The organism is Micromonospora sp. LOL_014 (assembly GCF_048060245.1).
Lineage (GTDB): Bacteria > Actinomycetota > Actinomycetes > Mycobacteriales > Micromonosporaceae > Micromonospora_E.
The window spans coordinates 136364-162719 of the sequence record NZ_JBHMIP010000008.1 but is presented as its reverse complement, the minus strand read 5'-3'; the positions used below and the strand labels follow the sequence as shown (position 1 = coordinate 162719).

The following is a 26356-nucleotide window of genomic DNA, read 5'->3' as shown; positions in this document are numbered from 1 at the left end:
CTTTCTTTTGATTGTGTGCGTCGTATGTGCAGATCAAGCTTTGCGTTGCTCGGGGTGAGCCTCGTGGAGCAGCCCTTCGGCTTCTAGGAGGAAGGCGTCAAGCTGTTCCTCGCTCAACTGTGCGTCCTCGATGAGCCTGAACAGCAGTTGGGCCTGGATTTCTGCCATTTCGCCGATGTCAAGCTTGTCTACTGTTTCTTCGGCGCCCGCGATATCCATGCCGAGCATGGCGAAGATGAGAGCTTCAGCCTCTTTCGCTGGTAGTTTGTGCCCCTCGGTGAGGTTGGCCCGAGCGTCGGCGACGAACCTCATGACCTCGCCCGGGTCGAGACTTTGGCCGAATCGTCGCTGAACCGCGACGAAGAAGGCGTACCCGATGATGGCCACGGGCGTGCCCTTACCCTGCTCTTCAAACTGTCGGACGAAAGAATCGTATGCTTCCCAGTCCTGAATCAGGATAGTGCGAACGAACTTCGTTTCTTCATCCATCAGTATCATCCTTCTGGATTGACTTTCGGTTCTTTGCTCGCTTGCGGATTCCGGAAGCGATCTCTGATCCCTTTGCGCCGAGGACAGCGAGAGTCAGTGCGGCCAAAAGCGCTTCGCCTGCTGTTCCGCTCGGTTGATGCGCCGGCTCGAAGGCGAAGTCCGGAGGCCTGCTGACCGTAGTTCCTCCGGGTGGGTTCGCTGCATCGTGGAACCAGTCCACAGCCTTCTTGATGTGTTGAAGCCCGTCGTCAGCGGCTCTGACCTGCCCGATCCGGGCGAGAGCCTTGATCGCCTTGGGTGCCTTGCTGTACTGGGGCACTGCGAGGCTCTCGCCAGTTGGCATCCCCCCGGTACTGGAACCCCGGCTCGGGATCGAGCCGGGGGCTATGTGGTCGGCGTAGCTCGCGATCTCGGCGGCTGCCTTGGCGATCAGCCGGGCGACCTTGCCGGACTTCGCGGCGGCTTCGCCAGCTTCACTCAGCATCGCATCGACATGCCTGTTGTCGGCGCCCGCCGTCGCGGTCTCGTAGTGCTTGAGTCCTTCGGCCGCTGCCTGCTCTGCGTTGCTGGCCTCGACCGCAGCACCGTCAAGATCTCTGAGGATCTGCCGCAGTTGTCCGATAACGTCGCCGACGCTGCTGCTCACCCGAGGGCCTTCATGTACTTGCCAGCGCTGTCGCTGCTGTTTCGGACCCGGCGCTGAACCAGCTCACCTTCGGTGTCGGCCTCGCGGAGCAGGGTGAGGGCGGCCGTGACGTGATCGTGTTGGCTGTCCTGGAGAACTGCGATGGCAGCGAGATGACAGCTCCGGACGGTCTCCCGTACGGCCCCGATGGTCGTCGCCGCCGACTCCAATGTCTCGGTCCCCTCGCGCAGACGGCCCTTGACTTCGTCAACGCTCACTGCTGCTACCCGAGGATACCGGCGTACCGCTGAGTGGCTTCCCCGGCGGCTCGGACGAGGCCGACGGAGGACTCCAGCTGAGTCTTGGTCTGCTCGCAGCGGGCGATGGCTTCGCCGATCAAGGGGTGCCCGGTGCCTGCTGCGACCGCGCGGAGCTGCGAGAGCATGTTGTCCAACGCGTTCACCGCAGCGGCGATCTGTTGCTGCGTCGCGTTGCCGTGCTCGGCGGCCTGGGCCAAGCCGGCCTTCACCTCTTGAATACTCGCCATCAGTGCCTCCCCAAGTCCTGACTGGCGTGGACGGCTGCGAACGCTCCTCGTGGATGGTTCACGTTTCGATCGTCCGACCATAGTCGACCGGTTGCGGGAGTGCGACCCTGAGTGACGGATAGTCGTCACTCGCGCTGAGAGCTACTGGCTGTCCGTCAGCCGTTGGCCGCCGTGGTGCTGTAGCCAGCCGGCCAGCAGCTCGGGGTGGTGCAGCTGGAGGTCGCCGTACGGATCCCAGCGCAGCCAGTCAGGCGCGATCACGCCTAGCGTGATCAGATCGGAGCCGTCGCTGTCGGTGATCTTAAGCCAGCAATCGGGCCAGGACATCCAGTCCATGAGCCCAGACTCGGGCTGCAGATGTAGCGCCGCTGCGAGCGCTTCCAGGGTGTCAACGTTCACGACATTGGCGAGTAACGACGGCCGCTCGCGGTGTCGCCGCTTGCGAGCCAGGGGATCTCGCCCTTGCGGTCGAAGACCTGAACCCGGTGCGCGCGGAGCAGCTTGGCGGGTAGGGCCTCGGCAAGCTGCTCGGCGGTGACGCTTGGTTCCACCTGCTGTTCGGTCAGTTGGTGTCGGTGAGGGTGGAGAGGAAGGACGTCCAGCCGGAGGGGGAGAAGGTGAGTGCCGGGCCGGCGGGGTCCTTGCTGTCGCGTACGAGGACTGTGGCGGGGACGTTGGTGGCCACTTCGACGCATACGCCCTGGCCGTTGCTGCGGGTGCTCTTGCGCCAGATTGCCTGATCCAGGCCACGGGGGGTGGTTGTCATCACGGACTCTCCCTTGCTCCCTGCTCCAACAGCGCCTCGGCCCTCATCCGCAGGAAGGCCAGCGTGTCGGCGGGTGAGAGCGCGGTCGCACGGAGGTGGTCGAACGCCAGCCCGTGCGTCTCCACATGGTAGTCCTTGTCCAGGTAGAGAGCGCCACTCAGATTTTCCTGGTAGACCACGGTCGGATGGTCGCTGAAGTCGAGCAGCGCGAAGGGGCCGCCCATGCCCATGTGGGCACCCTGACGGTACGGCAACACCTGGACCGTGATTGACGGCCGCTGTGCCATGGTGATCATGTGCTCCAGCTGGGCTGCCATCACCTGCGGGCCGCCGACCGGCCGGTGCAGCACTGCTTCATCGAATATGAACCACATCCGGGGTGGGTTCGGCCGATCCAAGATCTTCTGGCGGACGAGACGGACCTCGATCCGCTCTTCGATCTTCTCTGGTGGACCTTCCGGGAACTCGGCACTCATGATGGCGCGGGCGTAGTCCGTGGTCTGGAGTAGGCCGTTGACGAGCTGGACGTCGTAGGCGCGAAGCTGGGTCGCCTCGTCCTCGAAGGCGATGTATCCGGCGAGCCAGTGCGGCAGGGCGCTGGAGTAGTCATGCCACCAGCTGTACTGCTGCGCGTCACGGGCGAGCTGGATGAGTACCTCGGCGTCATCCTCTGGCACGCCGTAGAGCCGAAGCAGGTTCGTGACGGTCCGCGGTGTCACCGAGACCTGGGCATTCTCGACGCGCGACAGCGTCGACTTGCCGACCTTCACCTTCTGAATTACCTGGTCGATGGTCAGATCGGCAGCTTCGCGACGTGCGCGAAGCTCCGCTGCGAGTCGTCTGCGTTTGACGGATGGGATTCCTGCCATAGAGGACAGTGTGCAGCACGATTCGTTGATTGGCGAGTCCCTGGACGGAGAATCTTTAAGACGTCGGGAGTTGCAAGATCACATTTTTGCTGCCAACGTAAGCGTTGCATCGAAGGTGGACGGTTGATCAACTAGCCGTCTACTGGGTAGCGGGGAGCGGCGAGTTCATGATCGATTTCCCGCTGCGTATCGCTGAAATCCCAGGTGATCGGGCAGGCTGAGGTAACGGCTCGCCCGGTCATCCCCAGCCCAATCAGAAGGGTTGATCATGGTGGCGCTTGGTGCCCTGGTTTCCGGAATCCTGCTCGGGTTCTTCGTCGGGTTGTTCAGTTTCAAGATCAAATCGCGGTGGTGTCCCGACTGCGGTCGGACGACGCTGCCCGCCGCTGATCGGTAGCGTGCCGGCCGACCGGTCCCCGGCGGATCCCCGGCCCGGTGACGAGTTGATCATCGACGGTCGGGCGAGTGTGCAGTTCGCGGCCGGGCGGGGTTTCCGGTTCCGGGTGACGACAGTGGACAAGCGCTGGACGTACGAGGGCTGGGTCTGGTTGGCCGGCTACGTGTTGGCAGCCGACGGTGAAGCGCGTGAACGTCGGGAGATCTTCGTCGAGCGTGACGGTCTCCGCTGGGCACCGCGCCCGCGCCGGCCCCACCGCTGACCCGGGCGGCGGCACAACTGCGACGTAACCGCGCGCTCTATCCGTACCTCTGAAGGTTTTTCGACTGTGTGAAAGGTGGTTCCTGCTGTGCGTGGATTCCTTGACCTGTTCCGCCGGGCTCCGGTGCGGAGTCGGCGTAACCGGCGGTTGCTCGCTGAGATCGCCCGCCACAACAACCGGCGGCCGACCGACGCCGCGGCCGGGCCGCGTCCGTCGGTGCGGCCCGCCCCGAACGCTGCCGGTCACCTGTACGGGCGGGCGGTGCGGCCGTCGATCAGCCCTGGCCTGGTCCGCGACCGTGCGTTCGGCGACCGGGTGCGGCGTGGCTGCGACCCGGTCGAGGTGCGGGCGTTTCTGCATCTGGTCGCCGACGAGTTGACCGCGCTGCGCGTCGAACTTGGCTCCACCCGCGAGGAGAACGCCCGGCTCAAGCAGGCGTTGCGGGACTGGCAGTCGCAGCAGTTCGAGCAGTCGCACCGGTTCGGGGCGGGGGTGGCGGCGTGAACGGCGTCAACCAGGTGCCGGCCGGCTCGCTGCACATCGTCGGCGTCGGCGCGGACCGCCGGCGGGCGCAACGCGTCTTTACCGTCGCCAACCTCGACACCGGGCAGGTGGCCTCGACCAGCCTCGTTCCGGGCTCGTTTACGCCGTTGCCGACTCCGGGTGGGACGTGGTGGTTGCCGTACGCGCCGATCGTCGCCGACCTCGCTGCCCGCGCGGGCGTTGTCGAGGCGACGCTGCGTGACCCGGACTTCCCCGACGAGCCCGGCCGGCTCCCGTCGTCCGGGTTGACGCTGCCCCGGCAGTGGCAGCCCACCGTTCCGCAGCGGGACCGGCTGCGGTGGGAAGCCGTCGCGCTCACCGACCGGCTGGTGTCGCCGTGGCTGGTGCTGATCGGCCGCAGCGTCGAGCCGCCGCCACCGGGCGATCCGGGCCGGCTGCTCGGTCGGCTGTGTGCGCTCGCCGACCAGTTGCACGTCGACCTGGTCCTCGAAGTGCGGCCCAGCTCCATCGGGCGTGGGCTGAGCTGGGACGTCCGATTCGAGCATGCCGGCGGTGCGGTGCCCGACTACCAGCACCGGTGGATCGCCGACCTGCCGACCGCGCTCGCCACCATCCCCGCCGAACGGGCGGTGACCGGCCTGACCGTCGCCAATCCGCTGCTGCCCGCCCACTACCTCACAGACGCCGCCCTCACCGGGCGTGCGATACCGGTCGGGTTGGACGGGCACCCCGGCGGCCACGACCTCGACCAGGTCGAACGCCGCATGATCGCCGATGCCGAGCAGCACGGTGGGGCGCAGGCCATCTGGCGTAACCGGCACTGGTGGCACACCAGCCTGCGGCCCGCCGACACCGCCGGCACGTTCGTCCGCGGCTGGGAACCGCCGGCACCGAAACACTGGGGCGAGCCGATCCCCACCCACCCCTGCACGCGGTGCGCCGACCGGCCCGACCCGCCGTACTGCCTGGACTGCTACGGCACCCGCCAGGTGCGACGCGGCGCGGTGCTCACCGTCACCGACCTGCGTGGCCGGACCGTGCACCGCAACTGGCGACCCGACAGCGAACCGACCGGCGACCCGGAAGCCGCCGTCGGCCCGCAACCGCCCACCCTGGTGCTCACCGACCGACCGTCCGGCACCACCGTGTGGCAGCTCGACGAGCACTACCAGATCGGCTCGCTCGCGGCGCAGTTCGGCGTCGAGCCGACCGACCTGACCGACATCGACGGCGAACACGTCATCGACCAGCACCTGCGCAACGGCGTCAGCCAGGTCCCCCACACCGGTGGCGACCCACTCGACGCGTACCTCGGTGAAGTCGGCGCCACCTACGACGGCGCCCGCGTCATGGTCCTGGCCACCGGTTGGCCCGGCCCCACCCTCGACGAACTCGCCGCCCTGGTTCGCGGCCTCGGCCTCGCCCTCGACGTCACCGTCATCGACCACCGCAACACCATCGGCCGACCCGAACTGTCCCAGGGCCACAGCTGGTCGGTCCGGGTCGTCGACCCCACCACACCCTTGGCCGTCGACCCCGTCCCCACCAGCGCCGCCCTGCCCGAAGCCGTCGCACTCTGCTACCGCTACCTACACGGCGCACTCCGCGCCACCATCCCCACCGACCCGGAAAAGCCGATCCCCGTCCCACAACACGCCGCAACGGCCGGCGCCCTCCCCGACACCACAACCTGCATCACCCAGGTACGCCGCCACGCCGCCACCCGGCCCGGCGAACCTGTCACTGTCCGCCTCCACCCCGACGGCACCCACACCCGCACCACAGACCACCCGAGGTAGCCTCTGCCTGACGATGTTGACGGCTCGGGTTGCTGGGCGTTTAGGTGGTGGGCGTGCAGCAACCCAGGGTCGGTGTGGCGGCATTCGTGCTCAGCGAAGGTCGCTTCCTGATGGGCTTCCGCAAAGGTGCCCACGGGGCCGGCACCTGGTCGCTGCCCGGCGGCCACCTCGAACACGGGGAGAGCTTCGAGCAGACCGCGCGGCGGGAGGTCGAGGAGGAAACCGGCGTCGAGATCACCAACGTACGCTTCGGAGCGGTAACCAACGACGTCTTCGACGCCGCCCGGCACTATGTGACGATCTGGATGATCAGTGACCACCTGCGGGGCAGTCCACAGGTCCGCGAGCCGGACAAGTTCGTCGACCTCCGCTGGACCGCCCCGCCCACGATGCCTGACCCACTCTTCCTCCCCATGCGGAACCTGCTCGACCACCACGATTTTGATCAACTGCTCCGCAGCTCGCGTCCACCAGGCTGACCTCATAAGTAGCTGCAGGTGATCTACTCGCCTGCATCCTCAAACTCGTCGCAGCCATCATGCTCAAATCGCACCCTGCCGTCGAAGAGTAATCGGGCATTTGTGCACGCGCCGTAATCTGCGCCCAGTTCGCCCGCGAGCGGCAACCAGAATTTACATGAGCCGCATTGCTCGTCGTACCATTCTTCACGATAGTCGGCATGGGCGGTATCGCGATTTCGAAGAGCGACCCAGCGTTCATGTGTTTCGTCTAGGAAATCTCGGTTCTTGGCGGCGTGACCCTGTCTATTCCATTCATCCACCGGCATTCGATTGATATCTTTCGTCGTTTCTAATTTTCGCCGCTGGCTCCTGGGATTTCTGGCAGCAGTTCTGGGTCAGTCTTCAATTAGTGGTCGACATGGGGATAGGAGGTTGTCTGATTCTTGGATTATCTGTCCGCGTCGAATTACTCTGACGCGAAAGGCATTTGGTCCAGGCGGGTCTAATTGCTCGTCATTGCGGTCGTGCAGGACTCCGTATGATCCGGGCAGATGGTCCGCCACAAATTGCAAGATCTCGTCCGCAAGCCTGGCTTCATCGCGTTTTTGGTTGGCATTTATATCCATCGAAAGGTGATAGGTGCCGTTGAGGGGTCGAAGTCCGATGGACATCGTCGTCCAGTGGGCATTGTTGACCAGGCTGTTTAACTGCTGAATCCACGGGTCGAGGGCATCGAAATCTGATTCATACGTGCCGTCTATGAGGGTGATCCATCCACGAAGCTCATATATGTCAATATTTGCTTCAATCAGCTCGTTGGTGGTCCTGCATATGTAGGTCGATCTGTAGAGGATGCTGCCGGCGTAGCCCCGTCACCTCATGGCGCAGGGCCTTCGCCAGCAGTGCGGTGTCGCCTCGGACCAGCAGCCCCAGAGCGTTGACCAGACCGGATCATCATCAGATCCACCAGCCGAACCACCAAACCGACGATCCTCGACGTTAACCGGGAAACCCAGCTCACCATGTGTGCGATGAGTTCTACCACGGCACACTCTTTTGACGCTGGTTATCGGGCCTTCGGTATCGCCGCTACCTGCGCGCGGCCTAATTCTCCTTTACTCTCCTGGCGCTATTCTTGATTGCCTTGGTGTGATAAGGAGGAAGTGTCTTCGGAGGGCGTGTCGATTATCAGCTCGTCGAGGCTATAGAAATCTCGCCGGCGCGTACAGATTCTCTTATGTCATCTATGGTGTCACGGGAGGTAATCGGAGAATCTGCAAGCAGGGTAATTATGTCGGCCTGCACCTGTTTAAAGTCCATTAACCTATCATCCGATTGGGTGAGCAGTAATAACCCTGTCGTTCACTGATTCAAAGATGACTCGAATCTCGATTCCATCGTATTTGCCATCTATTCTAACCCGTGAAGGCTTCATGTTCTTAGTGTAGAGTGAGTCATGTACTCCCCTCTGCCACGTCCAATTACTAGACGGATCGGTCGCAACCTCGACGACTGCATCCGGCGTCTACGCTATGCCCAGTGGCCGCCACGCGATCTTCGCTTGTCTTCACAAACAGTGCATGATCAACTGGCGGCCGTCCTCGTGCCCGCAGACACGCCGAACAGCCTCTACCCGACCGAACTCATCGCCGGTCATCTACATAACGAATCCGGGCTGCCGTACTAGTAGTCAAGTGACAGCCGTTGGCTCTTGGCTCCAGATGCTATCGGGGCAACTCCTGCCATATTCGCGCATCTATTCCGAGGTAATCGCCGACAGCGGCTAGGTCGGACCTCGTCGATTCGTTGGTCGATACCTCGTATTCGTCGAGTTGCGTGCAGAGATTCTCGAAGGCCACCCCTGGCTCGCCGGCATCGATCAGACCCCAGATGCTTTCTACGTCCCTTCGGGGCAGGCTATCTGCAACAGCCAAGACGACAGCCCGTAGTACCCCGAATGCGACCTCTCGATCGTCGATCTTCATGGGACCGGATGAGCGGTGATAATGCCCTCGCCGCCTGGCTCGACTATCACTTTGATCCGCACTCCATCGCGGACACCGACTACCTCGTACCGCACAGGTTTTCCCTTCTTCGTCAACTGTGCCCCCTGCTTGCCTGTGATTTGCTCCCAGCGGAGAGAAGGATCGGTAACGATGTCTGAAACTTCATGCATGATCTTGTTGGCAGACCAACCCTTGGGGAACGGCGTCTTGCCAGCAAGCCCTGGCCACAGATGACCACCGCCGGTCTTGTCGCCATACAGGATATGAGTCGTTCGGCCATTGCTTGCGAGGTTAACGTAGCTGCCAGGATCGGGGCAATTTGAAGCGAGATTTCCAGCGCTCCGGCTGGCGGCTCGTTGGGCTACCGTTCCGGCTGCGATGCCGCCGGCGGAACCGGCGGCGCCCGAGAGGAAGTCGTAGGCGGCGTTGCCGTAGCTGTAGGGCTGACCGGTGGCGGCGGCCACGCCGGATCCGTAGAGGACGCTGCCGGCACCGCCGGCCACGATGCCCCCGGCGATCTGGGTTCCGGTGCTGACCCCGCCGTACAGGCCGGCGGCTGCGCTGCCGCCGGCGCCGAGAGTGGCGCCGGTGAGCGCGCCGGCCGCCGCGCCGACGGCGATCTTCGTGAGGCAGGTGTTGCGGTCGTCGCCGCTGAGCCAGCAGTCGATGCCACCGACGGCGGCCCCGGCTACCCCGCCGATGATGGCGGTGCAGATGATCGGGCATTGTCCGGTCGGGTCGGTCAGGACCGTCGGCCGGTTGTAGCCGTAGTGGTAGGTCTGGGTGAAGGCGGTTCCCGCTGCGGCGGTAGCAGGGTCCGGGGACGTGAAACGACCGGTGGCGGCGTCGTAGTCGCGGGCCCGGGCGTCGTACAGGCCGGTGGTGTGGTCGAGGTACTGGCCGTGGAAACGCAGCGGGTTGTCGGCGTAGTCGCCGGTGTCCGCACCGGTCGGGCTTCCATACGGGTCGAGGTCGCCGCTGCCGGTCAGGGTGGTCGCGTCAGCGACGCCGGTGATGCTGCCCTGATGGTCGCCGAGCAACCAGGCCGGGGTGCCGCTGGCGGTGTCGGCGAGGGCAGCACCCAGATCGGTCAGCGGGTCTGTCCACCACTGATGGGTCAGGGTGTCGGCGCCGTCGCGTTCGTCGAGGCGGGTCGGCAGGCCGAGAGTGTCCCAACTCCAACTGGCGTCCAGAGCCGCGTCGACAGTGCGGTTGACGCGGTTGCCGGCCTCGTCGTAGCCGTACCCGATTGTCTGGCCGTCCTCCAGCTCGACGGCGCGCAGGTTGGCGTCGAGGCCGTAGTCGAAGTCGCGGGTGCCGGCCGGTCCGGTCTGGCTGGCCAGGGAGCCGTTCGCGTCGTAGGAGATGGCGGTGGCGACGCCGTCGACGGTCTGCCCGGTCGGCCGGTCATCGTCGTCGTAGGTGTAGGTGGTCGTACTGTCGTCGCCAGTGTTGGCGATGACGGTTTCGGTGCGGTTGCCGTTGAGATCGTAGGTGTAACTGGTCACCGGGTCGGTCGTGCCGCAGGCCGTTCCGCTGGCCGGCAGGCAGACGCCGGTCACCTGGCCGGTGCTGTCGTAGCTGTAGCGGCGAATGACGGTGGCGCCGTCCCTTGTGGTCGCGATGACCGTCGGACTTCCCGCCGGGCTCCAGGTGATCGTCTGTGCGAGCAGTGTGCTGCCGGCGGCGGTGTGCTCGACCAGGGTCAGACTGCTGGCCGCGTCATAGGCGTACCCGGTGCTGGGGCCGCCCTGGCGGGTGACGCCGGTCAGGTGCCCCGCCGGGTCGTAGCCGTAGCCGATGTCGTGGCTGCCACCGGCCGACGTGATCGTCGTCCCGGTGATCCGGGAGTCGGCATCCCAGGTGTAGGTCTGGGTGCGTCCGTCGGGCAGGGTCCGGCCGGTCAGCTTGCCGGCGGCGTCGTAGTCGTACCCGAAGACCTGACCGGCCCGGGTGATGTCGGTGACCCGTCCGGCGTCGTCGTAGTCGTACTCGGCGGTGCTGGTGCCGTTGCTGGCGGACGCCGTCCGGCCGGCGAGGTCGTAGACGTAGGTCAGATCCGGGGTCGCGTCGCTGTAGTTGACGCCGGTGGTGCGCCCGGCAGCGTCGTAGGTGTAGCTGACACTCCCGCTCGGCAGCGTGACCATGGCCGGCTGGCCGTCGAGGGTGTAGGTGTAGCTGGTCGTCCGTCCGGTCGGAGTCGTCGCGGTGGCGACACGACCGGCGCTGTCGTACGTGTAGGTGTACTCGCCGCCGAGCGGGTTGGTGACGGTCTTCAGGTTGCCGACCTGGTCGTAGTTGTACGCGGTTTCCCCACCTGTGGCGGCGATGACCTTCGACACGTGGCCGCGAGAGTCGTAGCGGTAGACAGTCGGGTTGCCGGCCGGGTCGACGACCCGGATGGGCTCGTTCGCCGGGTTGTAGTGCGTCCGGACCATGCGGCCGAGCGGGTCGATGACCCGGGTGCGGTTGCCCGCCTCGTCGTAGGTGAATGTGGTGGTGAAGTCCGCCGGGTCCGCGCCAGCGACGTTTCCGCGCGGGTCGGTCACCCCGACCATCCGGCCATCCAGGTCGTACGCCCAGCTGGTCGTGTTACCGGTGGGGCTGACCTGGCTCGTGCGGTGGCCATCGGCGTCGTAGCCGTACTCGGTGGTGTTGCCGACAGCGTCGGTGACGGCGGTGAGCCGGTGGTTGCCGTCGTAGGTGTTGGCCGTCACCGCGCCGGTCGGGTCGGTGGTCGACACCTCGTTGTCCGCCGCGTCGTAGCCGTAGCTGGTGGTGTTACCGAGCGGGTCGGTAACGGAGACGGCCCGGTTGAGCGCGTCGAACGCGGTGGTGGTGATCGCGCCGGTCGGGTCGGTGACGGTGGTCAGGTTGCCGTTGACGTCGTAGCCGTAACTGGTGGTGAAGTCGTCCGGGTCGGCGCCGGGAGCGTTGCCCTGCGGGGAGACGACACGGGCCAGCCGGTTCGCCGCGTCGTACACGTAGGAAGTGGTGGCCCCGGTCGGATCGGTGACAGCGGTGACGTTGCCGACCGGGTCGTAGCTGGTGGTCGTGGTGTTCCCCGCCGGATCGGTCACCTCGGTCAGCCGGTTGGCTGTGTCGAAGGTGTAGGTCGTGGTGTGCCCGGCCGGGTCGGTCATGCTGGTGCGGTTGCCGTTGGCGTCGTAGCCGTAGCTGGTCGCACGGCCCAGCGGGTCGGTGACCGAGGTGACGTGCCCGGCGTCGTCGTAGGTGTAGCTGGTGGTGTGGTCCGCCGGGTCCGCGCCGGCCACGTTGCCCCTCGGCCCGGTGACGGTCAGCATCCGGCCACCGGCGTCATAGGTGTACGTGGTCTCGTTGCCGGCCGGCGTGACCACCGACGTGACGTTGCCGGCGCTGTCGTAGCCGTAGCTGGTGGTCCGTCCGGCCGCAGTGGTGACGGTCTCCAGCAGACCAGTCGAGGTGTACGTGTACGACGTGACTCCGCCGAGCGGGTCGGTCTCGGTGGCCAGCCGGTTGGCACTGTCGTAGGTATAGGTGCTCGTGTTGCCTTCACCGTCGGTGTACGAGGTAATGTTGTTCGCCGCGTCGTACACCCATGTCTCGGTGAAGTCGAACGGCTCCGGCGCGGTGCGGGTCAGCAGATTGCCGCGCTCGTCGTACGTCATGGTCGTGACGTTGCCGTCGGGATCGGTGATCTCGGTCGGTTTGAGCGTCGGGTTGTCGTAGTCGTAGTAGTAGCTGGTCACCTCGCCGTACGGGTCGATCTGCTCGGCCAGGACGCTGCCACGGTAGATGTCGGTCCAGATCCCTCCGTTGTTGTCCGGGAAGTTGGAGACCGAAGAACCCCAGTTCGGAGTGATCGTGGTGCCGGTGGCGTCCGTCTGCTCGATGACCCGACCCGACGAGTCATAGGTGGTCTGCATTACGAGATTGCCGTTCGGATCCGTGATGCTCGTCAATCGAGCGACGGAGTTGTAGGTGTACGTCGTCGTTCCACCGTTGAGATCCCGGACACCAGTGAGCCAACCGTCGGTATAGGTGTAGCCGACCCACCGGCCGTCCGGGAGGTCCACCCGGGTAACCCGGTCGCCTGACTCGTTGTAGGTGAACGTTACGGTCCGCCCGACCGCGTCAACAACGCTGGCGAGGTTGCCCTCGTCGTAGGTGAAGGTGAGTCCGTTTCCGGAGCGGTCCTTCCATGATGACATCCACCCGTCCTCATTGAAGAGGAACGTGTGCTGTTCGTGATTCGTTAGCGTAAAACCAGTTTCTGTCGACCCGACAAGGGTCATCTGCGCGCCTTTTGAGCTTGTCTGCCACTGGTTGCCGCTGACGTGGTCAAAGTAGGCGTAGGAGCCGTTATCGGATCTGAACAGGGCCGAGCCGTCTGACACGTAAAGTAATCCGGGATATGACAACGCCCACCGTGGGCCGAGATTGAACGTAACGAGGTTTGCTGAGGAGTACGTCCGCGTCAGCCGGAAGTTGACGCCAGGGGCGGGAATCTCGGCGTCAACAATGGCTTCGTTCAGTGAAGCGGTTGCGGTGTTGACCGGATCGCCACGGTGAGCCTGGAAGCAGGGCCGGCCGGTCGCGTTTTCGTAGCCGCAGGCGGTGGTTTCCGAGGTTAGCAACAGTGGTGGTGTCGCAACTGCCGGCCAAGCCGGTGACGTGGCCTCCTCGCTCCAGTCCGTCGCGCAGGACCAGTCCTGTGTGGGAGGATTGAATGGCTCTGCGGGAATCGTTGGAGACACCGACACCTTGGCATAATAGAGTTCACCCAGTCTGTAATCTTCCGACGGTAAACTGCCCGGAGCGTAGAAGGCTATCGAATCCGTGAGATCGGGGTACGGTCCCGACTGGCGCGTGTGGCAAGTTTCGACAATCTTGACATCGTCTGACGCGCGATAAACAGCGATATGCTTGGATGGCCAATAGCCATTCCAGGACACGCTCCATCCGACCTGGCCGGGTGGTGCATAATAGCGGACCCAATCTTCCCATGGTCCGATGATCGTGGGTGCATCCGGGATTTCGGCGCTAAGTGATGGAGCGGATTCCGGGGTGGATAGGGTGCTGTCGACTTGTGGCACCAGGGTCATCGCGCTGCCGGTTGGAAGTTGATACTCCTGCTGTACCCAGTCGATGCTGGGGGTGGTGAGCGCAGATTCCGATTTGTTCCCTGCCGCTAGCTGCGCGACCTGTTCCTGGCGTTCTTCCAGGGTCATCGGCTCAGGGATAGGTGGCGGCTCGGCACTGTTGGTCGTCGAAGGCGTATGGGCAGCCTCTGCGGGTGCGGCAGTAGGCGGTATCGCCATACCCGCCTGCAGGATCAACGTAAGAGCGGCTGCGGTTGCGATGAAGCGTGCGCAGGTGATTCTGATCATGGTGGCTACCCCCGTGCGGCCCATTGGGCCAGTAGGCGAAATGATCGTCCTACTTCAATATCACTGCGGGGTTGTGTCCGGCTAGAGCGTGGGGCGGCGAAAAGTGTGCCGTGCGAGGCATAGGGCAATCGTCAGAATCGGCAGCGCCGTAGATCGGACATCCGGTTGACACGGATCTGACCTTGACAGCGCCGCGACATCTCAACCAGACCCGGCGGCACGTCTGGGATCACGAGCGCAGTCAGCCTAGGATCGACGGGCTGAGGCGGTCACAGCTTCACACGTGTTCAACCAGGTGGAGGGGATCGGGGATGACACTGCTGCGGGATTTGATCAACATCCCGACCTCGGTGGGCGACTCCGACTTCGTCGTACGCGCCGCCGCCGGTGCCGACCTGGCCAACTACGTCGTGACCGACCAGCTCCGGGACAGCTTCACCAAGGCACTCGCCAAGGTCGAGCACGCCGTCACCACCGGCCGGTCCCAGGCAACCTTCCTGCACGGCTCCTTCGGCTCCGGCAAGTCGCACTTCATGGCCGTACTGCGGGAGATCCTGCACGGCAACCCCGAGGCCCGCGCCCTGCGCAACCTCGGCGAGCAGGTGGTCGCCGCCGACAGGTGGCTCACCGGGCGGCGGCTGCTCACCCTCACCTTCCACATGCTCGACGCCCGCTCGGTCGAACAGGCCGTGCTGGAGGGCTACCTCAACCAGATCACCGCGCTGCACCCCGACGCGCCGACGCCCGCCGTACACCGGTCCGACGCGCTGCTGACCGACGCGGCCCGGCTGCGCGCCCGGATGGGTGACGAGGCGTTCTTCGCCGCGCTCAGTGACGCCGACCCCGGCGTCGCCGCCGGGTCGGCCAGCAGCGGCGCAGGCAGCGCCGCCGGATCCGCCTCCGCCGTCAGCTCGGACGACGAAACCCCCGGCCTGGCCGTGCTACACAGCCAGCGACAGGGTTGGACCGCAGACCGGTACGCCGCTGCCGCCGCCGAGCCGCCGGGCACCGCCGACCGCGATCGGCTCGTCACCGCCCTCACCACCGCGTTCTTCACCAACGCGGTACGCAGCGGCGAGTACCTCGACCTCGACACCGGCCTCGCCGTCATCACCCGGCACGCCAGCAACCTCGGCTATGACGGGATCGTCCTCTTCCTCGACGAGATGATCCTGTGGCTGTCCACCAAGATGAGCGACCACGTCTTCGTCAACACCGAAGGCGCCAAGCTCAACAAGCTGGTCGAGTCGGCCGACGCCGACCGGCCGATCCCGCTGATCTCCTTCGTCGCCCGGCAACGCAACCTGGAGGAGTTCCTCGGCCCGCAGGTCGGCGGCACCGAACGCGAAGTCCTCGCGCTGGTCCTACGCAGCGTCCAGGGCCGGCTCGGGGAGATCCCGCTCGCCGACACCAACCTGCCGGAAATCACCGAGAAACGGCTGCTCAAGCCGCGCAGCGACGAAGCGAAGGCCGAAATCGACCGGGCGTTCGCCGTGGTCCGCGGCAACCGGCAGGTCTGGGACATCCTGCTGCTCGGCGCCCAGTACGGCGACGCCGGCATCGGCTCCGACGCCACCGCCTTCCGCAAGCTCTACCCCTTCTCACCAGCCCTGGTCGCCACCCTCGTCGCCCTTTCCCAGGCGTTGCAGCGGGAACGGACCGCGATCAAGGTGATGACCGAGCTGCTCGTCGAACGCCGCGACACCCTGCGGATCAACGACCTCATCGGGGTGGCCGCGCTGTTCGAGCCGCTGGTGCTGCGCGGCGAACTACCTGACCGGGTCGAGCTCAGGCAGCGCTTCGAAGCCGCCCGCGACCTGTACGGCAAGAAGCTGCGCCCGCTGCTGCTGCGGCTCAACAGCATCACCGAAGCCGACGCGGCCGCAAACACCCAGTTCGAGCTCGACGACAAGCTGATCAAGACGGTGCTGCTCGGGGCGCTGGTGCCCGAGGTGCCCGCCCTGCACAACCTCACCGCCGGCAAACTGCACGCGCTCAATTTCGGCACCATCACCTCGCCGATCCCCGGCTACGAGCACCAGATCGTGCTCAATCGGCTCAACAAGGTCGCCAACGAGGCCGGCGAGCTGCACCTCACCGACGGCGCCGACCCGGTCGTCACCATCGAGCTGCACACCGTCGACTACGACAAGCTCCTCGACTGGGTCCGGCCCGAAGAGGCGACCACCGGCGGCGCGTTGCAGCAGCTGCTGCGCGAGCTGGTCAGCACCGAGATCGGGCTGACCGGTGCCACCGGGCAGCTCGGCGAGCTGCAACACCCCCGCGAGTGGCGCGGCCGGCGACACACCGTCCAGGTCAAGTTCGGCAACGTACGCGACGGCGACAGCATGCCCGTCGCCGCGCTGCTACCCACCGGGGAAGCCTGGCGCATCGTCATCGACTACCCGTTCGACCCGCAGGGCCGCCCACGCAGCGACGACCGGGCCCGGATCGAAGCCCTGCCGCGCGGCGAACGCAGCGTCTTCTGGCTGCCGCTTTACTTCAGCGACCAGATGATGGGCCACCTCGCCCAACTGTCGAAAATCAACTACCTGCTGGGCGGCACCGGCGAACGGTACAACGACGCCGTCCGCGACTGGTCGGTGAGCGAACGCCAGCAGGGCCGCGTCTACCTCCAGCAGCGGCAGAGCCATCTGCGCGGCACCGTGACCAACGCCCTCAAGCAGGCGTACGGCGTCGCCGTACCGCAGCCCGGCGACGTCGTCGAGGACAGCGTCGGGGTGCTGCACACCCTCGACGACGCCGTCGACGGCGAACTCGGCGACCCGCGCGGCGGCACCCTCGCCCAGGCATTCCACCATCTCACCGGACAGCTGCTGGCCGCGACCTACCCGGGCCGGCCGGCGCTGCCCGAGGACGAGAAACCGCCGACCCGTGCCGAGCTGGCCAAGGTCCTCGACTACGCCCGGCAGGCCGTCGCCGACCCCACCCGGGGCGTCACCGTCCCGGCCACCGACCAGCGGACCCTGCGGCGGATCTGCAACAACCTGCAACTCGGCGAGCTGGCCGACCACCGGTACGTGCTCACCACCAGCACCAGCTACTGGACCCGGCACCTGCTGCAGCGGGCCGCCGCCGACGGCTACCGGGACAGCTTCCCGGTGCACCGACTGCGCGGCCACCTCGACCAGCCGGAGCCCCGGGGCTTCGACCGCAGCCTGCAGAACCTGATCCTCTGCGTCTTCGCCCTCGACCACCAGCTCGCCTGGTACCTCAACGAGGGCCAGGTCACCGTCGACCGGGTCGACGCCGTCACCGACGCCCACGAGCTGAAGTTCCCGCCGATGCCGAGCGACACCGACTGGCACCGGGCGATCGAACGCGCCCAGCACCTGTTCGGTCAGGTGCTGCCGGCCTGGCTCATCCCAGCAAACCTCGCCAAGGCGGCGGCCCAGGTCCGGAAAGTCGCCGCCGAACGCGGACCGGCCGTCAGCGACCTCCTCGACCAGCTCACCGCGCACGCCGGCACCCTCGGCCTCGACCCCGCCGCCGACACCGGCCGGATCGGCGTCACCCGCCGCCTCGCCCGGCTGCTCACCGACCTGCGCCACGAACGCGACGACGTCGTCCTGATCGCCCAACTCGCCGGCGCCGACCTCAGCGACATCGACGACGCGACCGCCGGTACGGCGATCGCCAGCGCGCCGACGATGGTCCGCGCCCTGCGGGACACCCAGTGGGCGGTGCTGACCGCCATCACCTCGATGGCCGCCGACGACGAGCGGGCCCGCGCATTGGTCGACCGGCTGCACACCGCCGCCGGCCACCACCAGCACTCCCTCGACCTGGTCGGCGAGCTGCACGCCGTGTTCGGTGCGGCGGCGGCACTGCTCGCCGAACGCCGCCCCACCTCGACGCCGTCGCCCCCGCCGGACCCGGACCCGGCTCCGGATCCGAGGCCGAACCCGCAGCTGCCCGACGGGGATGCCACGGTCACCGTCGCCGACCCCAGCGGTACGCGGGCCATGGGCTACGACCACACCGGCGGCGGCTCGCCTGCCGTGCCCGGTGCGAAGCCGCCGCGCCAGCGGACCATCGTCGACGAGGCCGGCCTCAAGGAACTCACCGACGAAATCAGCGGCGAACTCGCCCAGGGCAGACGGGTCCGGATCACCTGGGAGACCGAGTGACCGCGGCACCCACCCGGTCGACCGCGACCCCGACCCCGCCGGGCCGACCGGACGCCGTACGGCCCGACGCCGTACGCCGCAAAGTCGCCGCCTGGCTGAAGGAGGACGACGGCACCGACGCCATCGCGCTGCGCGCCGCACCGGTCTGGGACAGCGATGCGGTGATCGTCGTCGGTCGTGTCCGGCTGCGGGTCGTCGCCTGCCCGACGCCGCTCGCCGCCCGCGCCGCCCTGCACGACCGAGCCGACGACGAGAAGCTGGTGCTGCTCACCGACCTGCCCGACGCCGTCCTCGGTGACGGGCTGCTCGCCCACCTCAGCCGGCAGTCCGTCCGCAGCGTCAACGCCTGGGAACTCGTCCGGCAGATGTTCGGCGGCGTGCGACTCGACCCGAGCCTGCCGACCGACCGCCGCTGGCTGCCCGCCGCGCTCGCCGACCACGCCCCCGTCGACGGCTGGCCCACCCCGCCCGGCACGATCCTCACCCGCGACCACGCGCTGCGCTGCCTCACCGCCGAACTGCTCGGCGTCGACCGTGACCAGCTCGACGCCTCCGGACTGCTGCAGTGGACCACCGACGCGCAGGCGCAGCAGCGGTTCACCGACAGGGTCGCCGCCGACGTCGCCGACGGCATCACCGCCTATCTCCGTGACGTCGCCGGGCCGATCGCAGAGCCGGTGATGGCGGCGGTCCGCGCCGGCCACGGCGTCGACGTCATCCCCATCGGGCTGCTCGCCGAGGTGCTCTGGCCCACGCCGGCCGGCGGCACAGCCGGCAGGCCAGCCGGCGCGGCGGCCAGCGGACCGGCCGGAGTCGAAGTCGCCGTCGCCCGGACCCGGCTCGAACCCCGCTTCGGTGCCCTGCGGATGACCCCCGTGCAGGCCGCGGCGCTGCACGACGCCGCCGACGCCTGGGTGGCCCGTGCCCTCGACTCCGACGACGACATGGTCCGCCAGCAAGGGCTTCGGCTGGTCCGCCGGGCCGAGGCCATCGCCGCCGACATCGAGCTGACCAGCCAGTTGGCGGCGTCCAGCCTGCTGCCCGCCGGGGTCACCTGGCGGCTGCGCGCCTTCGCCGCAGCCGTACACGCCGCCCTGCCGCCGCCCGGCGCACCCGCCGCCGGCACCGTCACCAGGGCCGGGCTCAACCGGGCCGAAGCCGCGTTCAAACGCCTCACCGAACACCGGGCTGCCGACCAGGGCAGGCGGACCACCGCCCACATGGCCCTGCGCCTGCTGCGCTGGCTCAGCCGACCGGCCGGCCAGCCACCCCGGACCCTGTACGCCGCCCTGCAACGGCAGGTCACCGTCGACGGCTGGGTGGACCGGGCCCGGCTCGACGTCTTTGCCGGGGACGTCGACCCCGAGGTCGCCGAGGCGTACCAGGCGCTGCACCGGGCCGTCGACGCCCGCCGCGCCCGCCACGACGAACAGTTCGCCGGCCTGCTCGCCGAAGCCACCCGCGCCGACGCCGAACCCGGCCGGATGCTGCGCGTCGAAGACGTCCTGGACCGGGTCGTCGCCCCGATCCTCGACGCCGGACGTCAGGCGCTGCTGCTGGTCATGGACGGCATGGGCGTCGCCGCCGCCACCGAACTCGCCGAATCGCTCACCCGCGACGGCAGCTGGATCGAGCTGACCCAGGCCGGCGGCCCCCGGGCCGGTGTCCTCGCCGCGCTGCCCACGGTGACCGAGGCCAGCCGGTGCAGCCTGCTCAGCGGCCAGCTCGCCGTCGGCGACCGGCAGACCGAGCAGAGCGCCTTCGAAGGGCGGTTCACCGGCGGTCGACTGCTGCACAAGAACTCCCTGCGCGCGGGGGCGGGTGCCGCCATCGACCCCGAGGTGCGGGCCGCGATCGACGACCCGGCCGTGCCGGTGGTGGCCGCCGTCGTCAACACCATCGACGACTCCCTCGGCTACGGCGAGCCCGGCAGCACCGTCTGGGGCCAGGACACCGTCCCGGCCGTACGGGACCTGCTCGCCGTCGCCCGGCACCGGGTGGTGGTGATCGTCTCCGACCACGGGCACGTCGTCGACCGGGGGCCCGAGGCGGTCACCCTGCCCGGCGGCGACGGGCAGAACAACCGGTGGCGACCGGTCACCAGCAGCACCACCGACAGCACCGCGGACAGCAGCGGCGACAGCGCCAGTGACCGGCTCGGTGACGGCGAGACCGTGGTCACCGGGCGGCGGGTGCTGCTCGGCGGCGGCACCGTCGTGCTGCCGTGGCGGGAGGAGTTGCGCTACGGCCCCCGCAAGGCCGGCTACCACGGCGGCGCCGCCCCGGCCGAAGCCGTCATCCCGCTGCTGATGTTCACCGCCGGCAACGAAGAGTCGGTGCCCGACTGGCAGCCCGCTCCGGTCGCCAGCCCTGACTGGTGGCGGGAACCGGTGTCGTCGACAGCACAGCCCGGCACCGGCGGAGGTGGCGGCGGCCGGTCCGGTACGGGCGGCAGGCGGGCCGGCAAGGGCGGCCAGTCGGCGAAGCCGGTCCAGACCGAGCAGCTGTTCGACGTACCCGCCGATCCGCAGCAGCCGACGGCGGCCGCGCCGCCGGTCGCCGCGCCGGCCGATGCGGACCGGGCGCTGATCGACCGGCTGCTCGCCAGCGAGCGGTACGCCCAGCGCCGCAACCCGCGTACCCCGCTCGACGACGACCGGGTCGCCGCCCTGCTCCGGGTGCTGCTGGCCGGCAACGGCCGGGCCGGGCTGGAAACCCTCGCCGCGCAGGCCGGGGTGCCCGCCCATCGGATCCAGGGCACGGTGACCGCGTTGCGTCGGCTGCTGCAGGTCGAGGGGTACCCGGTGCTGACCATCGACGCCGACGGGCAGACCGTCGTGCTCGACAGGCCGCTGCTGGTCGAGCAGTTCGACCTCGGCGAGTCGTCGTGACCGTGCCGACCCCGCCGGGCAGCCCACCGGAAATCTCGCCGCGTCGCCGCCGCGACATCATCGACGCGCTGCGGCGCGGTGCCGTGCCCGCCAACGGCCTCGACGCGCTCGCGGTCGGGCTGGACCGGTTCGCCGCCGCCATCGACGACGACCTCGACCGGGTCGCCGGTGGCGGCAGCGTCTTCAAAGCCGTCCGTGGCGAGTACGGTGCCGGCAAGACGTTCTTCGCCCGCTGGCTGGCCGAACGGGCCAAACGGCGCGGCTTCGCCGCCGCCGAAGTGCAGATCTCCGAGTTGGAAACCCCGCTGCACCGGATGGAGACCGTCTACCGCCGGCTCGTCGAGCACCTCAACACCGAACAGTTCGCCGCCAGCGCGCTACGGCCCGTCCTCGACGGCTGGATCTTCGCGCTGGAGGAGGACGTACTCGCGTCGGGCACCGTCAGTGAATCGGACCGCGACGGGCTCGACCGGGCCGTCAGCGACCTGCTGGAACGCCGCCTCGCCGAAATTTCCCGCAGCACCCCCGGGTTCGCCGCCGCGCTACGCGGCTACCGCGCCGCCACCGCCGCCGGCGACCAGCCCACCGCCGACGGGCTCGCCGCCTGGCTCGCCGGGCAGCCGCACGTCGCCGCCACCGCCCGCCGGGCCGCCGGAGTGAAAGGCGACCTGGACCACTTCGCCGCGCTGAGCTTCCTGCGTGGCCTGCTCACCGTGCTGCGCGACAGCGGCCACCCCGGTCTGCTGCTCGTCCTCGACGAGGTGGAGACCCTGCAACGGGTCCGCTCCGACTCCCGGGACAAGGCCCTCAACGCGCTGCGCCAACTCGTCGACGACGTCCACGGCGGACGGATTCCCGGCCTGTTCCTGGTGATCACCGGTACCCCCGCCTTCTACGACGGCGCACAGGGGGTGCAGCGCCTCGCCCCGCTGGCCCAACGCCTCGCCACCGACTTCGGCGGCGACCCCCGCTGGGACAACCCGCGTGCGGTGCAGCTGCGGCTGCCCGGTTTCACCGTGCCGGCGCTCGTCGAGCTCGGCGTACGGGTCCGCCGGATCTACGGCAGCGGACGGCTCGCCGGCCGGGTCGACGACGCGTACCTGACCGAGCTGGCGACTTCGGTCACCGGCAGACTCGGCGGCACCGTCGGAATGGCGCCCCGGATCTACCTGAAGAAGCTGGTCGCCGACGTGCTCGACCGGGCCGACCAGTTCACCGACTGGGACCCGCGCCGGCACTACCAGCTGACGGTGCGCTCCGACGAGCTGACCCCGGTCGAACGCAACGCGGCCAGCGCCGGCGAGGTCCCGTTGGACCTGCCGTGACCGACACCGGCGAGCTGCACCCGGTCCTGACGTACCACCTGGTCAACAGCCTGGGCTGGCGGGACCTGCGGCCGATGCAACGGGCCGCGGTCGGCCCTATCCTGGCCGGTGCGGACGCCCTGCTGCTGGCCCCCACCGCCGGCGGCAAGACCGAAGCCGCCGTCTTTCCGCTGCTGTCGAACATGGCCGACGCCGGCTGGCCCGGCACCTCGGTGCTCTACCTGTGCCCGTTGAAGGCGCTGCTGAACAACCTGCTGCCCCGGCTGGAACGCTACGCCGACTGGCTCGGCCGCCGGGCCGCCCTCTGGCACGGTGACGTCACCCCGGCCCGCCGCCGGGCGATCCTCGCCAGCCGGCCCGACATCCTGCTGACCACCCCGGAATCGCTGGAAGCGATGCTGGTCAGCGCCAACGTAGACCACCGGTCGTTCTTCGCCGGGGTGCGGGCCGTCGTCGTCGACGAGGTGCATGCCTTCGCCGACGACGACCGTGGCTGGCATCTGCTGGCCGTCCTGGAACGGCTCACCCACCTGATCGGCCGACCGCTGCAACGGATCGGGCTGTCGGCCACCGTCGGCAACCCGGACGCCCTGCTGACCTGGCTGCAGGGCTCCGGCGCGGCCAGCCGCCCGAGCCGGGTCGTCGCCCCCGACACCGCTTCCGCCCCGGCTGCCGCTTCCGCCCCGGTCGCGGGGGCAGCCGTCGCGGACCGGGCACCGCCCGGCGACGTCGAGCTTGACTTCGTCGGCTCGCTGTCCAACGCCGCCACCGTGATCGCCGCGCTGCACGCGGGCGAGAAACGGCTGGTCTTCTGCGAATCCCGGCAGACCGTCGAAGAGCTCGGCCAGCTGCTGCGCCAACGCGACATCACCACGTTCCTGTCGCACGCCTCGCTCTCGGCCGACGAACGACGCCGCTCCGAACAGGCGTTCGCCGAGGCCCGGGACTGCGTCATCGTCTCCACCAGCACCCTGGAGCTGGGAATCGACGTCGGTGACCTCGACCGGGTGATCCAGATCGACGCCCCGGCGACCGTCGCGTCGTTTCTGCAGCGACTCGGCCGGACCGGACGCCGCCCCGGTGCCACCCGCAACTGCCTGTTCCTCGCCCGCGACGGCGACGCACTGATCGAAGCGGCCGCGCTGCTGACCCTGTGGGGCCGTGGCTGGGTGGAGCCGGTCGTCCCGCCGCCTGAACCCCGGCACATCGTCGCCCAGCAGATCCTCGCCCTGAGCCTGCAGCAGGGTCAGGTCGGCGACCAGGAGTGCATCGGGTGGTGGAACGGGCTGGCACCGTTCGACGAAAGCGCCCGGCCGATCCTGCGGCACCTGGTGGACAGCGGATACCTCGACACCGACAGCGGCATGCTGTTCATCGGCCCCGAAGCCGAAAAGCGGTTCGGGCACCGGCACTTCATGTCGATGACCGCGGTCTTCACCGGTCCACCCGAGTTCACCGTCCTCTACGGACAATCCGAGCTCGGCCGGATCGACCCGAGCCTGCTCACGGAGGAGGTCCGGGGTGACCGCCGGCTATTGCTCACCGGGCAGAGTTGGCGGGTCACGTACATCGACTGGCGGCGACGGCGCTGCTTCGTCGAACCTGCCGACGGCGGAGGGAAGGCCCGTTGGACGGCTGGCGGCCTCGCCGGGCTGAGCTACGAACTGACCCGGGCCATGCGTGACGTCCTGCTCGGCACCGATCCACCGGTACGGCTCACCCGCCGCGCGGTCGACCGGCTGCACCGCGTACGCGACGAGCGCTCCTCGCTGGTGCACCCCGGTGGCAACGTCATCCTGCGTGACCGCTCCGGCGACCTGCGCTGGTGGACCTGGGCCGGATACCGGGCCAACGCCACCCTCGCCGCGACCCTCAGCAAAGTGGTCGACCCGGTGCAGCGCTTCGACGACTGCCAGATCCGGCTGCGCGCCGACCTGACCCCCGCCGACTGGTGTTCCCTCACCGCAGACGCCACCGAACGGATCTGTTTGCCCGACGTCGACGAGAAGGCTTTGGCCGGGCTCAAGTTCAGCGCCGCCCTGCCGGCGCGGCTCGCGACGGCCACCCTCGCCGCCCGACTGGCCGACCCGGTTGCCGCCCTGGCCGTCCTTCGCCAGAGCACCCGTTTCATATCGATCTAGGACGGTATGTCTCCTAATCCGTCGACGGTGGCCTGGCGGAGCAGGGCGCTGTTAGTGGTGCCGAGGAACGCGTACGACGTCGCGTCGAAGACGAGGGTCGTCCCGTCGGCCAGGCCGACCCCCACCCCGGGGCGGTTGGCAAGGTCCCGCACCTGCTGCCGGACGGTCACCCCCGGCAGCGAAGCCAACGCGGCGAACAGGGCGCTCCGCTGACCCGAGGTGAGATACCGACCGCCGACCAGCAGCTCACCGGCCCGCTGCAAGACGAGCGCATCGGCGACGCCGCCACCGGGGGCGGCAACGGACGCCGCCTTCGGCCCCGCCGCCGAGGACACACCGGCTCGGAGCCAGTCGAGCACCGCCGCCGGGCTGTCCGGCATGCCGGCGTCGAAGCCCCGCTGCGGCGTACACGGTCGGCCCGACACCGCGTCGGCCGACAAAACGGCGGGGCAGGCCGGCAGCACCAGCTCGTCGGATGCGGCCCGGTCCTGCCGGTACGGCCGGTCGCGGACCAGCCCGTCCCGGGTGCCGTCCGCCGACAGCCAGGTCTGCCGCAACACCCGAGGCCCCTGAGCGGTGCTGAAGCCACCGTCCGGCTGCTGCACCTGGTTGATCGGGCTCGCCACCGTCTCGGTGAACACGAACTGCCCGGCTCGTGGGACGGGCAGGTCCGCCTCGTGCGCCACAAACGCGGCGGTACGCAGGATGTCGGCTGCCTCGGCCGTACCCGGTGGCGGTGCCGATCCGCCAGCCGGCCAGCCACCCCGTACCAGAGCGTCGACGGTGACCACGACGAGCAACGCCGCCAACGCCCCGCCGGCCAGGCCGAGACTCCACCGACGAGCCGACCGTAGGGCCGCGCCGCCGAGCCGCATCATTGTTCGCGCGCCCGGTTCGTCGAGCCGCCTGCTCCGCCGGCATAATCGCTCGGATGACCGATCAGGACCTTCTCGCCCGTGTCCGGGAGCTGCGGGAACGGGGCAGCTCACCCAAGCAGATCGCCAAGGCCCTCGGGATGGCGCCGTCGGCCGTCGCGCCGCTGGTCCGCCAGATCGCGGCGGCCCAGCAGGCACACACCGACCCGGCCGACCGGGCGCTGCTCGGCTGCTGGATCAACCCCGGCTGGAGCGTCGGCCTCGGTCTGGCCGAAGCACCCGACGAGTGGGTGGCCACCGACCCGCAGGCCGGCGTCGAAGTCGGCCCCAGTGGCCTGGTGCACGTGCTCGTCGCCCGCCAGGAGCGCGCCAGCCGGGCCACCGTCTGCGGCTTCCTGATCGACGTCTACTGCCTCGGCGTCAAGAACGCCATCGGCCCGCTGCCGATGAGCGTCGGCGCCATCGACGACTTCCGCCGCGAGTTCTTCGGCACCCTGGACGTGTCTCCGCTGGTCGCACCGCTGGAGCTGGCCCAGCATCTGGTGCACGGCGCGGTCGCGTACGCCCGGGGTCTGGGTTTCGAACCGCACCCGGACTTCGGCCCGACGGCCGCCTACCTCGGCGCACCGGCCACCCCCACGCCGATCCAGTTCGGCCGCGACGGTAAACCGCTCTACATCTCCGGCCCGTACGACGACCCCCGCGCGATCATGCGGACCCTGGAGTCGACGGTCGGTGCCAGTAACTTCGACGTCGTCACCCACGTGTGACGCTGCCGAAAGACGACCTCGTGTCACGGCCAGAGAGCCTAGGCCAGATGCGACGGCTGGTCAGCCGATCACGTCAGCCGCCGGTGCCGCAGTCGGTGACCGGTTG

General features: G+C 68.3%; 22 protein-coding genes and 1 pseudogene. 9 read left to right on the top strand and 14 right to left on the bottom strand.

Annotated features, from left to right (window positions below; genetic code table 11):
* Positions 1 to 33 precede the first annotated feature (33 nt).
* The 8 genes from ACFHW1_RS09610 to ACFHW1_RS09575 all read right to left on the bottom strand — a co-directional run bounded on the left by ACFHW1_RS09610 (position 34) and on the right by ACFHW1_RS09575 (position 3296).
* The gene (locus tag ACFHW1_RS09610) at positions 34 to 489 is read right to left on the bottom strand and encodes a hypothetical protein (protein ID WP_416551947.1); all 456 of its coding nucleotides are present in this window, start codon (positions 487 to 489) and stop codon (positions 34 to 36) included.
* Positions 482 to 1135 (bottom strand): hypothetical protein, encoded by a 654-nt coding sequence (locus ACFHW1_RS09605; protein WP_416551946.1) that lies wholly within the window; start codon positions 1133 to 1135, stop codon positions 482 to 484. Before ACFHW1_RS09605 ends, ACFHW1_RS09610 begins: the two co-directional genes overlap by 8 nt.
* A complete protein-coding gene (locus ACFHW1_RS09600) occupies positions 1132 to 1392 on the bottom strand; it encodes a hypothetical protein (protein WP_416551945.1) in 261 nt (86 codons plus the stop codon). Before ACFHW1_RS09600 ends, ACFHW1_RS09605 begins: the two co-directional genes overlap by 4 nt.
* Positions 1393 to 1397: 5 nt before the next feature.
* On the bottom strand, positions 1398 to 1661 hold the full coding sequence (locus tag ACFHW1_RS09595) for a hypothetical protein (RefSeq protein ID WP_281567143.1): 264 nt from the start codon (positions 1659 to 1661) through the stop codon (positions 1398 to 1400).
* A 141-nt stretch (positions 1662 to 1802) separates the two neighbouring features.
* Positions 1803 to 2060, bottom strand: a complete 258-nt coding sequence (locus tag ACFHW1_RS09590) for a hypothetical protein (RefSeq protein WP_416551944.1) — start codon at positions 2058 to 2060, stop codon at positions 1803 to 1805.
* Positions 2057 to 2212 (bottom strand): hypothetical protein, encoded by a 156-nt coding sequence (locus ACFHW1_RS09585; RefSeq protein WP_416551943.1) that lies wholly within the window; start codon positions 2210 to 2212, stop codon positions 2057 to 2059. Before ACFHW1_RS09585 ends, ACFHW1_RS09590 begins: the two co-directional genes overlap by 4 nt.
* A gap of 11 nt (positions 2213 to 2223) precedes the next feature.
* Positions 2224 to 2427: a DUF397 domain-containing protein gene (locus ACFHW1_RS09580; protein ID WP_416551942.1), complete on the bottom strand. Its 204-nt coding sequence runs from the start codon at positions 2425 to 2427 to the stop codon at positions 2224 to 2226.
* Positions 2427 to 3296, bottom strand: coding sequence for a helix-turn-helix domain-containing protein (locus ACFHW1_RS09575; RefSeq protein ID WP_416551941.1), 870 nt, complete (start codon positions 3294 to 3296; stop codon positions 2427 to 2429). The genes ACFHW1_RS09580 and ACFHW1_RS09575 overlap by 1 nt, the downstream gene beginning before the upstream one ends.
* A 398-nt stretch (positions 3297 to 3694) precedes the next feature.
* Here ACFHW1_RS09575 and ACFHW1_RS09570 point away from each other — a divergent pair, with 398 nt between their 5' ends.
* The 4 genes from ACFHW1_RS09570 (at position 3695) to ACFHW1_RS09555 (ending at position 6737) form a co-directional block, all read left to right on the top strand.
* The gene (locus tag ACFHW1_RS09570; RefSeq protein ID WP_416551940.1) at positions 3695 to 3955 is read left to right on the top strand and encodes a hypothetical protein; all 261 of its coding nucleotides are present in this window, start codon (positions 3695 to 3697) and stop codon (positions 3953 to 3955) included.
* Positions 3956 to 4042: 87 nt separating this feature from the next.
* The gene (locus ACFHW1_RS09565; protein WP_416551939.1) at positions 4043 to 4459 is read left to right on the top strand and encodes a hypothetical protein; all 417 of its coding nucleotides are present in this window, start codon (positions 4043 to 4045) and stop codon (positions 4457 to 4459) included.
* Positions 4456 to 6258, top strand: a complete 1803-nt coding sequence (locus ACFHW1_RS09560) for a hypothetical protein (protein WP_416615253.1) — start codon at positions 4456 to 4458, stop codon at positions 6256 to 6258. The genes ACFHW1_RS09565 and ACFHW1_RS09560 overlap by 4 nt, the downstream gene beginning before the upstream one ends.
* Before the next feature lie 53 nt (positions 6259 to 6311).
* Complete coding sequence (locus ACFHW1_RS09555; RefSeq protein ID WP_416551937.1) at positions 6312 to 6737, top strand: nucleotide triphosphate diphosphatase NUDT15; 426 nt, start codon at positions 6312 to 6314, stop codon at positions 6735 to 6737.
* A gap of 23 nt (positions 6738 to 6760) precedes the next feature.
* Here the strand turns inward: ACFHW1_RS09555 and ACFHW1_RS09550 are convergent, their stop codons facing one another.
* The 5 genes and pseudogenes from ACFHW1_RS09550 to ACFHW1_RS09530 all read right to left on the bottom strand — a co-directional run.
* Positions 6761 to 7045, bottom strand: coding sequence for a DUF3027 domain-containing protein (locus ACFHW1_RS09550; protein WP_416615252.1), 285 nt, complete (start codon positions 7043 to 7045; stop codon positions 6761 to 6763).
* A gap of 69 nt (positions 7046 to 7114) precedes the next feature.
* Entirely contained in the window at positions 7115 to 7510 is a 396-nt protein-coding gene (locus tag ACFHW1_RS09545) for an Imm7 family immunity protein (RefSeq protein WP_416552089.1), read from the bottom strand.
* 933 nt (positions 7511 to 8443) lie between these two features.
* On the bottom strand, positions 8444 to 8704 hold the full coding sequence (locus ACFHW1_RS09540) for a MafI family immunity protein (protein WP_416551935.1): 261 nt from the start codon (positions 8702 to 8704) through the stop codon (positions 8444 to 8446).
* On the bottom strand, positions 8701 to 12918 hold the full coding sequence (locus ACFHW1_RS09535) for an RHS repeat-associated core domain-containing protein (protein ID WP_416615271.1): 4218 nt from the start codon (positions 12916 to 12918) through the stop codon (positions 8701 to 8703). The genes ACFHW1_RS09540 and ACFHW1_RS09535 overlap by 4 nt, the downstream gene beginning before the upstream one ends.
* A gap of 144 nt (positions 12919 to 13062) precedes the next feature.
* Positions 13063 to 13812: pseudogene (locus tag ACFHW1_RS09530) on the bottom strand (DUF6531 domain-containing protein); the annotation flags it as partial.
* 596 nt (positions 13813 to 14408) lie between these two features.
* Between ACFHW1_RS09530 and ACFHW1_RS09525 the strand changes: the two are divergent.
* From ACFHW1_RS09525 to ACFHW1_RS09510, 4 genes are read left to right on the top strand one after another with little or no spacing between them, the layout of a single operon-like run.
* Positions 14409 to 18248 carry a phage resistance protein gene (locus ACFHW1_RS09525; protein WP_416551934.1) on the top strand — a complete coding sequence of 1280 codons (3840 nt, stop codon included), beginning with the start codon at positions 14409 to 14411 and terminating at the stop codon, positions 18246 to 18248.
* Positions 18245 to 21139 carry a BREX-2 system phosphatase PglZ gene (gene pglZ / locus ACFHW1_RS09520; RefSeq protein ID WP_416551933.1) on the top strand — a complete coding sequence of 965 codons (2895 nt, stop codon included), beginning with the start codon at positions 18245 to 18247 and terminating at the stop codon, positions 21137 to 21139. Before ACFHW1_RS09525 ends, pglZ begins: the two co-directional genes overlap by 4 nt.
* Positions 21136 to 22464, top strand: a complete 1329-nt coding sequence (gene brxD / locus ACFHW1_RS09515) for a BREX system ATP-binding protein BrxD (protein ID WP_416568728.1) — start codon at positions 21136 to 21138, stop codon at positions 22462 to 22464. Before pglZ ends, brxD begins: the two co-directional genes overlap by 4 nt.
* Positions 22461 to 24605 carry a DEAD/DEAH box helicase gene (locus ACFHW1_RS09510; protein WP_416615251.1) on the top strand — a complete coding sequence of 715 codons (2145 nt, stop codon included), beginning with the start codon at positions 22461 to 22463 and terminating at the stop codon, positions 24603 to 24605. The genes brxD and ACFHW1_RS09510 overlap by 4 nt, the downstream gene beginning before the upstream one ends.
* On the opposite strand, the gene ACFHW1_RS09505 is transcribed toward ACFHW1_RS09510, so the two are convergent.
* On the bottom strand, positions 24602 to 25594 hold the full coding sequence (locus ACFHW1_RS09505; RefSeq protein ID WP_416615250.1) for a CU044_5270 family protein: 993 nt from the start codon (positions 25592 to 25594) through the stop codon (positions 24602 to 24604). The two genes, ACFHW1_RS09510 and ACFHW1_RS09505, sit on opposite strands and share 4 nt — an antisense overlap.
* Here ACFHW1_RS09505 and ACFHW1_RS09500 point away from each other — a divergent pair.
* A complete protein-coding gene (locus ACFHW1_RS09500; RefSeq protein WP_416551929.1) occupies positions 25537 to 26250 on the top strand; it encodes a hypothetical protein in 714 nt (237 codons plus the stop codon). The genes ACFHW1_RS09505 and ACFHW1_RS09500 overlap by 58 nt on opposite strands.
* The last annotated feature ends 106 nt before the right edge of the window (positions 26251 to 26356 follow it).

What these genes read in the sequence shown, in the direction of transcription:
- ACFHW1_RS09610 (WP_416551947.1), bottom strand. Translation starts at nt 489, where the DNA reads ATGGATGAAGAAACGAAGTTCGTTCGCACTATCCTGATTCAGGACTGG.
- ACFHW1_RS09595 (WP_281567143.1), bottom strand. Translation starts at nt 1,661, where the DNA reads ATGGCGAGTATTCAAGAGGTGAAGGCCGGCTTGGCCCAGGCCGCCGAG.
- ACFHW1_RS09580 (WP_416551942.1), bottom strand. Translation starts at nt 2,427, where the DNA reads ATGACAACCACCCCCCGTGGCCTGGATCAGGCAATCTGGCGCAAGAGC.
- ACFHW1_RS09575 (WP_416551941.1), bottom strand. Translation starts at nt 3,296, where the DNA reads ATGGCAGGAATCCCATCCGTCAAACGCAGACGACTCGCAGCGGAGCTT.
- ACFHW1_RS09550 (WP_416615252.1), bottom strand. Translation starts at nt 7,045, where the DNA reads ATGCCGGTGGATGAATGGAATAGACAGGGTCACGCCGCCAAGAACCGA.
- ACFHW1_RS09540 (WP_416551935.1), bottom strand. Translation starts at nt 8,704, where the DNA reads ATGAAGATCGACGATCGAGAGGTCGCATTCGGGGTACTACGGGCTGTC.
- ACFHW1_RS09535 (WP_416615271.1), bottom strand. Translation starts at nt 12,918, where the DNA reads ATGTCATCATGGAAGGACCGCTCCGGAAACGGACTCACCTTCACCTAC.
- ACFHW1_RS09525 (WP_416551934.1), top strand. Translation starts at nt 14,409, where the DNA reads ATGACACTGCTGCGGGATTTGATCAACATCCCGACCTCGGTGGGCGAC.
- ACFHW1_RS09500 (WP_416551929.1), top strand. Translation starts at nt 25,537, where the DNA reads ATGACCGATCAGGACCTTCTCGCCCGTGTCCGGGAGCTGCGGGAACGG.